Raw genomic sequence first — 12,837 nt, forward strand, 5'->3', positions numbered from 1 at the left:
TTCGGCCGTTTTTTTGTGCATAAAAATGGTTGTTTGTTTCATTCTAATAAGTAAAAAGGATGATTGGATCATGACATGGACATTTAAAACAAAACCGGTCATTATTGCAGCATCTTCTGTCGGTGGTCCGTTTGAAGCAAAAGGTCCGCTCGCATCTACATTTGATCAATTTTTTGAAAAACTGGACGGTGGCGAAAAAAGTTTTGAAAAAGCACAGAGGCGCTTAATGGAAGATGCATCGATTCATGCGCTAAAAAAAGCCGAACTGACCAATGAAGAAGTCGACGTTTTTTTAGCAGGGGATTTAATTAATCAAATGACACCGACGAACTTTGCAGCACGGACGTTATCGATTCCGTTTATCGGTTTGTATAATGCATGTGCGACGTCCATGGCGGGTTTTATGACAGGTGCCGCACTGATTGATGGCGGATATGCAAAAAATGTGTTAACCGCTGCGGCAAGTCATAATGCAGCGGTGGAAAAACAGTTCCGCTACCCGACAGAATACGGTGGCCAAAAACCGCCTATCTCTCAGTGGACAGCGACAGCGTGCGGTGCAGCAATTTTATCTAGCAGCGGTACAGGTCCATACATTCATTCTGCCACGCCGGGGCGGGTTTTAGACTACGGAGTAACCGATCCATTTAATATGGGCGCTGCTATGGCACCGGCTGCTGCGGATACGATTATTCGACATGTGAAAAATCCTGAAGAGTATGACTGCATTATTACGGGCGATCTTGGGAAAACAGGAAAACAAATTTTTGTGAAATTATTGAAAGACAGCGGAATGAACTTGTCACAGACGTCTATGCTGGACTGTGGTGAACTGTTATATGGGTCAGAACCGCAAGTCTTTTCGGGCGGATCTGGTGCCGGTTGCTCAGCTGCTGTGACGTGCGGATATATATATGAAAAAATGATCACAAATGAATGGACACGCGTATTAATCGCTGCAACAGGTGCATTATTGTCGCCGTTATCAGTCCTGCAAAAAGATTCGATACCATGCATCGCTCACGCTGTTGAACTGCGGATGGACGAAGCTTAATGGATATATATCATGTCATATGGCGCTCGATCGTTCTTGTCCTGTTGCTGTTTGCTGTGACGAAATTAACCGGTAAACGGCAAATCGCTCAGTTGTCATTCTTTGAATACGTGACTGGTATTACAATAGGTGGTATCGCCGCTGAAATGTCGACGGGGCTCGAAAAAAGCTTCTGGCATGGAGCAACGGCGATCTTTATATGGGGCATCATTCCACTTTTAGCTGGTATAGCTACTTTAAAAAGTCGGAAAATACGTGAGTGGATTGAAGGAAAACCGACTGTCATTATTCAAAATGGTCATATTATTGAACAAAATTTAGCGAAAGAAAAATACTCGATTGATGAACTGCTTGAGTTGCTTCGAATGAAGGGGATTTTTCAATTGAGCGATGTCGAATATGCATTAATTGAAACAAATGGGGCATTAAATGCATTGTTAAAAAAAGGGAAGCGTCCCATTAGATACGATGGCGAAGAAAGTGAAAAAGAATCATATGTTGTCATTTTAGAAGGGAACATTCAGTTTGAAGCGCTTGCAAAAGCAAAACAAACTCCATTATGGCTTCAAACTGAACTGCAAAAACGAAAAGTGAAAATCGAGCAAGTCTTTATTGCACAAGCGGATTCGGAAAAAAATTTAACGATCGAATTATATTAAAAATAATAATACATTATGTGCAAAAATCAAATTTATCTATTTAAACACACGTCTATATTAAAATATGGTAAAATGAAAAAAAGTATAGACGAGGACGTGATCATAATGCCTAGAGGAGAAGGAAAGTTTTTAATTAAGCAGCGTGCTTTTTTAAAGTTATATATGATTCGATTTGTCGAAGAACATAAAATGTATGGCATGCAGGCAATGGACGAACTAAAAACATCATTTAAATCGTTAGGATACGAGCCAAATCATTCTGAAATTTACCGCTCACTGCATGATTTGATTGATGATGGCATTTTAATGCGGACGAAAAAAGTTCAAGAAGGAGCTAAATATAAAGAAATTGTTGTGTATCAATTTGCGGATTATGAAAAAGCGAAATTATATAAAAAACAAGTAAAAACAGATCTCGACCGAAGTATGTCTCTCCTTAGAAAAGCGTTGGAAGATGTGTATTAAAGAGCGGTATAAAAATAAATATGTAAACGTACTTCACTTACTACTACTATATTGACACGATTCTATGCCATTGATGTATAATATATAAGCTAATAATTTGTATAGATTCTAAGTTGAGAAAGAGAGTGTTCGTTATGGGCCGTAAGTGGAACAATATTAAAGAAAAAAAAGCGTCAAAAGATGCAAATACGAGTCGTATATATGCAAAGTTCGGACGTGAAATTTATGTAGCGGCTAAGCAAGGGGAGCCAGACCCAGAATCAAATCAGGCTTTAAGGGTCGTACTTGAGCGTGCAAAAACGTACAGTGTACCGAAAACAATTATTGATCGTGCAATTGAAAAAGCAAAAGGTGGTTCAGAAGAAAGCTTTGATGAACTTCGTTATGAAGGCTTCGGACCAAATGGATCTATGATTATTGTAGATGCGCTGACAAATAACGTAAATCGTACGGCATCAGATGTGCGGGCTGCCTTTGGTAAAAATGGTGGTAATATGGGTGTAAGTGGATCTGTCGCCTATATGTTTGATAAGACGGCTGTCATCGGTCTTGAAGGTAAAACAGCAGATGAAGTGCTTGAAATATTAATGGAAGCGGATGTAGATGTTCGTGACATATTAGAAGAAGAGGGAGCGGTGATTGTTTATGCCGAACCTGACCAGTTTCACGCTGTGCAAGAAGCATTTAAAAATGTAGGGATAACTGAGTTTACGGTGGCAGAGCTAACGATGCTTGCACAAAATGACGTGACATTATCAGAAGAAGATCAGGCGCAATTTGAAAAATTAATTGATGCCTTGGAAGATTTAGAAGACGTCGGACAAGTATATCATAATGTAGAGTTCAGTGAATAATACGTGAAAGTAAACCTTAGCCGAGAACAATCGTGATGGAAATCATAGATGTTCTCGGCTATTATAATTTAATTCGTTGTTTGAAATTAAAAATATTCACATGTGTGCCATATCAAGCTGAATATATTTAAAAATGTTTTTTAGCGTACTGGTCTTACGATAGTGTAAAAGAAACGATTTGGCATATTCCCGAATTAACGGATATGTTTGGCGTTTCAGACGGATATAAGAAGCGGCAGTATAATATGGGGATCTACACGATAAATTAAGGGACTACTATATTGAAAAAGAAATTTTGATTGTATTAAAAGAAATGGTCGATGAAGGGAGCTTTTGAATGCGAAAACATGGCTTAACTTCACCCTCTATCACACTGATGGTGGCTTATTCTCACGATATTGAAGACAATGATTATTATGATCTCGTTTTCAGGTCTAGTTGTTTCCATTTTGTCATTTCATAAAAAAGACTAAAACCGCCCTTGAGATTGTCCCCTCTTGGCGGTTTTAGCTATGTTGGTGTCGATTCCTAATAGGAACCTTACTATTGTTTGGCTGTTTCAATGTTAGCCCATTGAAACGGTCTTTTTTAATGTAATCATCTAATACTGCCATTATACCCGATTTTTCAGAAAAGTAAAAGACCTCCGCATAAAATTTTAAGCGTCCGGCAGTAAACTGAGGACAGCAAAAAAGTGAAATATGCTGCCAGCAAGAACAAACAAATGCCAAATCATATGGTGATATTTAAATCCGCGCCACACATAAAAAACGGCACCGACAGTATATAAAAGACCCCCTATTACAAGAAATACAAATGCTTCTGCCGACAGTGCATCAACGAGAGGACCCCAAGCAAAGACAATCAACCAGCCCATCACAACGTAAAGCACTGTGGATAGGACGACAAACTTTTTCACGAAAAAGCATTTAAATATAGTACCAATTAGAGCGATTCCCCAGACAATGCCAAACAACCACCAACCGAGTGCACCCTTCACCGCAATGAGTAAAAATGGGGTATACGTACCGGCAATAAAAAAGTAAATAGACGCATGATCAAAAATCTCGAATAAGTCTTTTACTTTTCCTTGCGGGAAGCTATGAACAAGGGTAGAAGACGTATACAGCATGAACATGGTGACGCCAAACACCGTAAACCCGGCTAAATGCCAGCCATTCCCATACAATGCTGAGAAGACAATGAGCAAGACGAGCGCTGCGATACTGAGCAATACACCGATGCCATGCGTAATTGAATTAGCGATTTCTTCTCCTTTTGAAAAAACATGTGTTGTCGAAGAATCTTTCATCATGACAAATCCTTTCTAAGTGATCAAATAATGACTTTATTGTATCATATTCATCCTATCTGTATTATTGCTGTAAGGAATATATAAATGGGTTTAAACACTTGTATGTAAATGGGTATACTAAATAGAAGACTATTTGAAAGGGGTTTGATAAAAATGGAAACGATTCAACATAAAGAAGGCATATTTTATATAGAAAAAGAAGGTAAGCGTATAGCTGAAATTACCTATGTTCCTGCAGGTGAGGGGAAAATTAATGCGAATCATACGTATGTTTCACAAGAATTGCGTGGCGGCGGTGTAGCAGGTCAGCTTCTTGACTCACTCGTTGCCTATGCGCGTGAAAATAAGTTGAAAATTATTCCAACATGTTCATACGTTGTGGCTAAATTTTCACATGGCAACCAATACAATGATGTATCGGTACTAAAATAATGCGCTACGTTATTATTGGAGGGGACGCAGCAGGCATGAGTGCTGCCATGCAAATCGTTCGCAACGATGAACAAGCCCAGATTACTGTTCTTGAAAAAGGACCTATTTATTCATATGGTCAGTGTGGCCTGCCATATGTCATTGGCGGTCTCATTGAATCAACTGAAAAGCTCATTGCGAGGAGTGTTGATACATTCCGCTCAAAATACGGCATAGATGCTCGTATTTTACATGAAGTGTCCTCTATCAACCTTAAACAAAAAACCGTATCTGGCACGAACTATGAAAACGGGCAACCGTTCACCGTTCCATACGATCGATTGCTGATTGCGACCGGTGCCAGCCCCGCTGTTCCAAAATGGGAAGGCGCAATAGCGGAGAATGTACATGTCGTAAAGACGATTCCTGATACAGAGCAGCTTATTCAAAATCTTGATGATAGTGTTCAAGACGTGGTGATTATCGGGGCTGGTTACATTGGTCTTGAACTTGCTGAAAATATTCATCGGCTGCATAAACAAATTCGGATTATACAACGAAGTAACCACATTGCGAAAATGTTTGACCCGGATATGTCTAAACATCTTCACTCAGAAGCAGAACGTCATGGAGTTATACTCACATTAAATGAACAAATACAAGCTATTGAAGATGGACAGATCAAAACAAATCAGAATACGTACAAAGCCGATCTCATTATTGCATCCGTCGGTATTCGCCCAAATACAAACTTCTTAAAAGACACTGGTATGAATATGCTTGATAACGGAGCTATTATTGTCAACGACAAAATGGAAACATCCATACCTGACATTTATGCTGCCGGCGACTGTTCGACTCATTTTCATATCGTCAAACAAACACAAGACTATATTCCACTCGGTACAACAGCAAACAAGCAGGGGCGGATTGCAGGCTTGAATATGTCAGGAAAAACACGATTATTTTCCGGCATTACAGGCACGTCCGTAATGAAGTTTTTTGACTTAATCGCCGCGTCAACAGGTATAATTGAAAATGACGCAAAAAAACTCGGGATTCCATATAAAACATCAAGCATTCAAACAAAGGATATAGCGGGCTATTATCCAGGAGCATTGCCGCTTCACATTAAACTATTATATCATCCAGATACAGGCTTGCTTCTCGGCGGTCAAGCGATTGGTATAAATGGGGCTGAAAAGAGAATTGACGTGCTATCAACGGCTCTATTTAACAACATGACCATTGAAGAATTAGAGGATCTTGATCTAAGCTATTCTCCTCCTGTCAACGGTGTATGGGACCCAATTCAGCAGGCAGCACGCCAAGCAAAATAAAGTGGGGGATTTTTATGTATAAACATATTCTCGTGGCCGCAGATGGATCTGATCATTCATATCGGGCTGCAAAACAAGCCGGGAATCTTGCAAAAATGTCGTCTGACTGCATCATTACGATGATTTACATTATTAATTATGATGATTCAAAAAAAGCTGTGCTTCATCAAGATAGCCTTGTCGCTGCGCAAAGAGAACGGCGCGACAAGCTGAATCGCCATGAACTACTGTTTAAACAAAAAGGGCTCCGCTATTCCGTCATGTTGAAACACGGTGAACCAGGTCCGACGATTGTAAAATATGCGAATGAAGAAAAAGTGGACCTTGTTATTCTCGGTAGCCGAGGTCTTAATAACTTGCAGCAGTTTGTTCTTGGCAGCGTGAGCCATAAAGTTGTCAAGCGTGTGAATTGTCCGGTCATGATTGTAAAATAGAAAAGAACTTGTGTTTGCACATCTACTTGTATCTGTTCTATCATTTCATCAAAACAGCTAAAAACCGCCTTTGGGATTACACCAACTTGGCGGTATAATTGTTTTACGGAAGTCTATGTAAAAGTTCACTCTACTGATTTATTATTCTTTAACAACAACGGAGTCCTTTCTTACAATGGTAGCCGTTGATCAAAATGGAAAACCTATTCCTGTTTCAAAATTAGTACCTCATACAAAAGAAGAAAATTATACAGATCAAAGTATCTACTCATGAACTTCTAATGTTCGCCATATATTTAAACGATACAGTAAACAAGGGGGAATGAGTATATGAAAACAAAAGAAATGCGCTTACGAAAAATCCAGCACCTTGCTCATGAAATCATGTATGAGGTAAACGTAAGAAAAGAGCTAGAACATGAACCATTAAGGGGTATGATTGATAACTTATCTCGAGCAATCGGCGATTTATCAGATCCATTAGGTGATTATTCGATCAGCTATATAGAGGAAAAAGTGGAAAACGCCCATTCTCTTTTATTTAAACATAAAAAAAAGATACAATTTCATTTTTAAAAATATTAAGATAATAATTCAATAAACTTGAATGAAAATGATATTTATTATCAGTACTAAATATAAAGGAAAGGGTAACCATCGGGATGGTTACCCTAGAGTAATTAAGCTTCTACTTCAAAGGTCTTACAATCCGTTTCTTCACTTTGGGATGCTTGCTTGCCTTTATGACTGACTACATAAATCGCATCTGCCGTACATTTGTTTCCATAATCCCAATGTTTACAATTGTTTACTTCACACAGAACACCTTGCGCCATAGTATCACACCTCCTCTTTCGTTACCGTGAACAAATCTGAGATAATTGATACTTTCTTTTTAGTTCTAGTGTTATTTTTATTGAATGCAATATAGAGGTTTAATCATAATGAAATGTTCTACTCAACACCATAAAATCCTTCTTTTTTTTTACATTTTAATTTATCCTTTATTCATGAATATGCTATCAAATTAATCGCTAAATGCGAAAAGATAGTCTCGTAAACTTTACTTTTACTTCTTATTGACAATACCTTTAATATTGATAATCATTGAACGAATTAATTGGAAAAGTGGAACCCCGATTTTTCATCATATCTTCATTTATCTTTCCTTCTTTTCTCATCTTTTCCTGTTATTCTTATAATTAAGAAAGGAGAAATGCACAGATGAAAAAATCCGCTTATCTTTTCACCTTAATGTTACTGTTTTCTGCTGGCTGCGGGGCTTCCAATGTTTCAGTGCCAAAAAGAGATGAAGCCGAAACCATTCAAGAATCAAAGCAAGAGCAAAATATCATTGTCGAGCTGAAACAGACGACAGACGATACAAATTTGCGGGACACAGCATATGAAAAAGCATTGGAAAATGATATGTTAACAGGCGGCTATCTTGGCGAGAATACGCTGGCACTGCAGGAAGACATTGGCGTTCAGTCAATCGAAGCAGAAGCAGTATTTCTGGCCGTTAATATGGTGTACGGCAATTTATATGACAAGGGCATCATGTATTTGAAAAACCAGACAGGCGGCGCTAATGAATCTGGCATTTGGATTGGTATTAAAGAGCCGGATGAAAATACAGATGAACTCGTCCGCCTTTTGCAAAAACAAGTTGATGAAGGAAAGATTTTAGCGAAATATATTCATATTTTCAAAACAGAATACAGTGAGAAAGATAACCGAAATTTGATGTATAACGTATCTAAAGCGCTCAAACCGATGAAAGAAGCAGACCGTGTGTCGCTTAGCATCAATGTCGATACGATTACACGTACAATTGAAATCGGGCATGATTTTTTAACGGACAAACAAATAAAAGATATTAAAAAGCAATTTGCCAAATATGACATTGTTATCAAGCAAGATGGACGAATGCTGCCATTGCCGGGCGAGCCGGATGTTGAGTATCCGAAAAAAGCCGTTATCCGCGAGCCCTCTAAAGCAGGCGCTTATGTGATGAGTGTATCCGGAGAAGGAATGCTGATTGTTTCAGCCAAGCCCGCTGACTTTTCAAAAACGGGGGGTCACGGTGAATATTACGGCGCAACTAATTACACATTTCCCAATGCTAATAAAAAACTCAAAGTCGGCCAGCGGGTTTTAGTAGAAGCGTCAGGTCCAATTATGGAATCATACCCGGGACAGGGAAGAGCCAAATTTGTCACCGTTCTCCCGACGTATCAGCCAAATGGAGCGGACTTAACCGAAGCAGAAGCCGTCCGGCAGGCGATTGAGAAAAAACAGGACGACGGTGGCTTTACAGCAACGATCAGCGATGTGATGTTTAATGAACAAAATGACCAGTGGACCGTGACATTCACAGAAACATTTACCTTTGAGGACAAAGTATTTAATATAAAGGTGGACGATCAAAAATAATTTAAGAATAGCCAATAAATTTAAGCCTACTCCTTTTGATCAAGAGTAGGCTTAAATTAGTTATTTCATTATTTTACTTAATCGTTAATCAGTACTTACACAAACAAGAACCTTCAATTCTTATGATGCATACATTGCTTTTACTTTTTTCTGAAGCTCATCATCATCTAAATATTCATCATATGTGACTGATTTATCGACAACACCATTTGGTGTAATGTCGATAATACGATTGGCTGTCGACTGTACGAACTGATGGTCATGCGAGGCGAAAATGAGTGATCCTTTAAAATTGATCAATCCGTTATTAAGAGCTGTAATGGATTCAAGATCAAGATGGTTCGTTGGCTCATCAAGAAGCAACACGTTGGAACTAGACAGCATCATTTTGGACAGCATACAGCGCACTTTTTCACCACCCGAAAGGACACTTGCTTTTTTCAATGCTTCTTCGCCTGAGAAAAGCATCCGGCCAAGGAATCCACGCAGGAAACTTTCACTTTCATCTGCTGGAGAATATTGACGAAGCCAGTCAACAAGCGTCAGGTCTGATCCGTCAAAGTAATCGGAGTTGTCTTTTGGAAAATAGGCTTGTGTCGTTGTTATACCCCATTTGTATGTGCCTTCGTCCGCTTCCATCTCACCTGCTAAAATTTTAAAGAGGGCTGTTTTTGCCGCTTCATTTGTGCCAACAAGGGCTATTTTATCATCTTTGTTCATAATAAAGCTAACGTTATCAAGTACTTTAACACCGTCAATTGTTTTCGACAAACCTTCTACACGAAGGACATCATTGCCAATTTCCCGTTCGATCTGGAAATGAACGTACGGATAACGGCGTGATGATGGGCGAATATCGTCAAGCGTAATTTTATCGAGTGATTTTTTACGAGATGTTGCCTGTTTTGATTTTGATGCGTTTGCACTAAAACGAGCAATAAACGCTTGAAGCTCTTTAATTTTCTCTTCTTTTTTCTTATTCGCATCTGATTGCAGTTTTTGCGCTAATTGACTAGATTCATACCAGAAATCGTAGTTACCGGCGTAAATTTGAATTTTTGCGAAATCCAGATCGGCTATATGCGTACACACTTTATTCAAAAAGTGACGGTCATGGGATACGACGATGACCGTATTTTCAAAGTTAATTAAAAATTCTTCCAGCCAACGAATCGCTTGAATATCAAGATGGTTGGTCGGCTCATCGAGTAAAAGAACATCTGGTTTACCGAACAAAGCTTGTGCAAGAAGCACTTTTACTTTCTCTGAACCGTCTACATCTGCCATCTTCTTATCGTGAAGGGATTCAGGAATTCCAAGACCTGACAGCAAAATGGCCGCTTCAGATTCTGCTTCCCACCCGTTCATATCTGCGAATTCACCTTCAAGTTCTGCAGCACGCATTCCATCTTCATCTGTGAAATCCGCTTTCATATAAATAGCGTCTTTTTCTTTCATAACTTCATATAAACGAGTATGGCCCATCATGACTGTTTCAAGTACGCCAAATTCTTCATATTCAAAGTGATTTTGTTTCAAAACAGCAAGTCGAGAATCTTTCGGGATCGATACGTGGCCTGTCTGCGGCTCAAGATCACCTGACAAGATTTTCACAAATGTGGATTTACCTGCCCCATTCGCACCGATTAACCCATAGCAGTTACCCGGTGTGAATTTCAAGTTAATATCTTCAAACAATTTCTTATCGCCAAAGCGAAGACTAACATCTTGTACTGTAATCAAATTTTTTATCCTCCCAAAATGAATTCATCAGATCTGATTATATCATCACCCGACTGAAAAAAGAACATATACAATATGGAATGGACTTATAATAAAAATAAATGAGGTTTTTTAATCCCGAGTATCTAAATAGGATTGACTTTGCACCATTTTCTGATAAACTAAATTCATCCATAAAGAGACATAATGAATGGGGGGAAACAAATGATTACGTTTGAATCATGGAACGATGCGCAGGCACAGATTCCTGACTTTCCAGCAGATTCAGAAACGAAAGGTGCGCTTGAGACGCTGCGATGGGCTTATGAAACATATGATGAAAAACTTGTTTATGCTTGTAGCTTCGGCATTGAAGGCATTGTCCTTATTGATCTCATTGCACAAATTAAACCGGATGCTGAAATTGTTTTTCTTGACACCAATTATCATTTTAAAGAAACGTATGATATCATTGATAAAGTAAAAGCACGGTATCCAAAATTAAATATCCGCATGCAGCAGCCTGACCTGACTATTGAAGAGCAAGCAGCACAATTTGAACCGGATTTATTTAAAACAAATCCAAATAAATGCTGTGAAATCCGTAAAATCATTCCTCTTCAAAAAGCACTTGCACCGTCGACAGCCTGGATTTCAGGACTCCGCCGTGAGCAGTCGGAATCAAGAGCCAATACGAATTACTTAAATCTTGATAAACGATTTGAAAAAGTTAAAGTATGTCCGCTTATTCATTGGACATGGAAAGAAGTATGGCGCTACGTAACAAAGCATGAGCTTGACTACAACGTTCTTCACGACCAAGGATACCCTAGTATTGGCTGTGCACCGTGCACAAAACCAGCATTTTCAATTGATGACGTTCGTTCTGGCCGCTGGAGCGGTTCCGGGAAAACAGAATGTGGTCTGCATACAACGTAATTTTTTTTGATTGCAATACCAAGTATCTATATATGATTTTACTTATATCGGAGGGTTTAACACACATGACAAATATTGCTGCCCATGGAGGCCATCTTATTAACCAGTATCAGCCAGATCTTGATTTATCAGAAATTACGAAAGAAGTAGAGCTTGACGCTACAGCATTAAGTGACCTTGAATTAATCGCAACCGGCGCATTTAGCCCTCTTACTGGATTTTTAACAGAAAAAGATTACGAGCTTGTCGTTAAAGACATGCGTCTCGCAAATGGTACAGTATGGAGCCTGCCAATTACACTACCTGTCAAAGATGCATCGGACTATACAGTAGGTGATGCTGTTCTATTGAAACAAAAAGGGATTGTTTACGGCGTTTTAAATATTACCGACATTTATGAACCTGATCAAAAATTTGAAGCACAAAACGTGTACAAGACGACTGAAGAAGCGCATCCAGGTGTGAAAAAGTTATATGACCGAGGCCATATTTATCTCGGTGGACCGGTGACGCTTGTCAAACGCATTGAGCGTAAACAATTTGCAGAGTTTTATTTCGATCCATCTGAAACACGTCGCATTTTTAATGAAAACGGATGGAACAAAATTGTTGGGTTTCAAACACGTAATCCAGTCCACCGGGCGCATGAATACATTCAAAAATCAGCGCTTGAAATTGTCGATGCGCTTCTATTAAATCCGCTCGTTGGCGAAACAAAATCAGATGATATTCCAGCTGATATTCGTATGGAAAGCTATCAAGTATTGCTTCGTGACTATTACCCGGCAGACCGTGTGAAGCTTGCTGTATTCCCAGCCGCAATGCGCTATGCTGGACCGCGTGAAGCGATTTTTCATGCGCTTGTCCGCAAAAACTACGGCTGTACTCACTTCATCGTTGGCCGTGATCATGCAGGTGTTGGCGATTATTACGGTACGTACGAAGCACAGGAAATTTTCTCGAACTTTACACCAGAAGAAATTGGCATTACTCTTTTATTCTTTGAACATAGCTTCTACTGTGAAAAATGCGGAAACATGGCGTCTTCAAAAACTTGTCCGCATGGCAAGGACGATCATGTGATTCTTTCCGGTACTAAGGTGCGCGAAATGCTTCGTTCCGGTCAAATTCCACCGGCAGAATTCAGCCGTAAAGAAGTAGTTGAAGTATTGATTCGTGGAATGAAAGAAACAGCGCATAGCTAAGGG

Annotated in this window: 14 protein-coding genes; 11 read left to right on the forward strand and 3 right to left on the reverse strand. The window is 39.2% G+C overall.

Annotated elements, in window-relative coordinates:
• Nucleotides 1-70: 70 nt before the first annotated feature.
• From spoVAD to BLL40_RS07945, 4 genes are all read left to right on the forward strand, one after another.
• The gene (gene spoVAD, locus BLL40_RS07930; RefSeq protein WP_073711383.1) at nt 71-1,054 is read left to right on the forward strand and encodes a stage V sporulation protein AD; all 984 of its coding nucleotides are present in this window, start codon (nt 71-73) and stop codon (nt 1,052-1,054) included.
• Nucleotides 1,054-1,713: a DUF421 domain-containing protein gene (locus BLL40_RS07935; protein ID WP_073711384.1), complete on the forward strand. Its 660-nt coding sequence runs from the start codon at nt 1,054-1,056 to the stop codon at nt 1,711-1,713. Before spoVAD ends, BLL40_RS07935 begins: the two co-directional genes overlap by 1 nt.
• A 105-nt stretch (nt 1,714-1,818) precedes the next feature.
• On the forward strand, nt 1,819-2,178 hold the full coding sequence (locus tag BLL40_RS07940; RefSeq protein ID WP_073711385.1) for a replication termination protein: 360 nt from the start codon (nt 1,819-1,821) through the stop codon (nt 2,176-2,178).
• A 134-nt stretch (nt 2,179-2,312) separates the two neighbouring features.
• A complete protein-coding gene (locus BLL40_RS07945; RefSeq protein ID WP_073711386.1) occupies nt 2,313-3,032 on the forward strand; it encodes a YebC/PmpR family DNA-binding transcriptional regulator in 720 nt (239 codons plus the stop codon).
• 658 nt (nt 3,033-3,690) lie between these two features.
• Here the strand turns inward: BLL40_RS07945 and trhA are convergent.
• On the reverse strand, nt 3,691-4,344 hold the full coding sequence (trhA, locus tag BLL40_RS07950; RefSeq protein WP_073711387.1) for a PAQR family membrane homeostasis protein TrhA: 654 nt from the start codon (nt 4,342-4,344) through the stop codon (nt 3,691-3,693).
• Between the two features lie 156 nt (nt 4,345-4,500).
• On the opposite strand from trhA, the gene BLL40_RS07955 reads away from it, so the two are divergent.
• From BLL40_RS07955 to BLL40_RS07970, 4 genes are all read left to right on the forward strand, one after another.
• The gene (locus BLL40_RS07955; RefSeq protein ID WP_073711388.1) at nt 4,501-4,779 is read left to right on the forward strand and encodes a GNAT family N-acetyltransferase; all 279 of its coding nucleotides are present in this window, start codon (nt 4,501-4,503) and stop codon (nt 4,777-4,779) included.
• Nucleotides 4,779-6,098 carry a CoA-disulfide reductase gene (locus tag BLL40_RS07960; RefSeq protein ID WP_073711389.1) on the forward strand — a complete coding sequence of 440 codons (1,320 nt, stop codon included), beginning with the start codon at nt 4,779-4,781 and terminating at the stop codon, nt 6,096-6,098. Before BLL40_RS07955 ends, BLL40_RS07960 begins: the two co-directional genes overlap by 1 nt.
• A 14-nt stretch (nt 6,099-6,112) precedes the next feature.
• Nucleotides 6,113-6,532 (forward strand): universal stress protein, encoded by a 420-nt coding sequence (locus BLL40_RS07965; protein ID WP_073711390.1) that lies wholly within the window; start codon nt 6,113-6,115, stop codon nt 6,530-6,532.
• 330 nt (nt 6,533-6,862) lie between these two features.
• The gene (locus BLL40_RS07970) at nt 6,863-7,108 is read left to right on the forward strand and encodes a hypothetical protein (RefSeq protein ID WP_073711391.1); all 246 of its coding nucleotides are present in this window, start codon (nt 6,863-6,865) and stop codon (nt 7,106-7,108) included.
• Between the two features lie 104 nt (nt 7,109-7,212).
• Here the strand turns inward: BLL40_RS07970 and BLL40_RS07975 are convergent, their stop codons facing one another.
• Nucleotides 7,213-7,368, reverse strand: a complete 156-nt coding sequence (locus tag BLL40_RS07975) for a DUF1540 domain-containing protein (protein WP_073711392.1) — start codon at nt 7,366-7,368, stop codon at nt 7,213-7,215.
• 388 nt (nt 7,369-7,756) lie between these two features.
• Between BLL40_RS07975 and BLL40_RS07980 the strand changes: the two genes are divergently transcribed.
• Nucleotides 7,757-8,968 carry a DUF3221 domain-containing protein gene (locus tag BLL40_RS07980; protein WP_073711393.1) on the forward strand — a complete coding sequence of 404 codons (1,212 nt, stop codon included), beginning with the start codon at nt 7,757-7,759 and terminating at the stop codon, nt 8,966-8,968.
• A 120-nt stretch (nt 8,969-9,088) separates the two neighbouring features.
• Here BLL40_RS07980 and BLL40_RS07985 read toward each other — a convergent pair whose 3' ends face one another.
• Nucleotides 9,089-10,711: an ABC-F family ATP-binding cassette domain-containing protein gene (locus tag BLL40_RS07985; protein WP_073711394.1), complete on the reverse strand. Its 1,623-nt coding sequence runs from the start codon at nt 10,709-10,711 to the stop codon at nt 9,089-9,091.
• Nucleotides 10,712-10,915: 204 nt separating this feature from the next.
• Between BLL40_RS07985 and BLL40_RS07990 the strand changes: the two genes are divergently transcribed.
• Nucleotides 10,916-11,629 (forward strand): phosphoadenylyl-sulfate reductase, encoded by a 714-nt coding sequence (locus BLL40_RS07990; protein WP_073711395.1) that lies wholly within the window; start codon nt 10,916-10,918, stop codon nt 11,627-11,629.
• A 65-nt stretch (nt 11,630-11,694) separates the two neighbouring features.
• Entirely contained in the window at nt 11,695-12,834 is a 1,140-nt protein-coding gene (sat, locus tag BLL40_RS07995; protein ID WP_073711396.1) for a sulfate adenylyltransferase, read from the forward strand.
• Nucleotides 12,835-12,837: the final 3 nt, after the last annotated feature.

This window comes from Domibacillus mangrovi, assembly GCF_001906925.1.
Lineage (GTDB): Bacteria > Bacillota > Bacilli > Bacillales > Domibacillaceae > Domibacillus > Domibacillus mangrovi.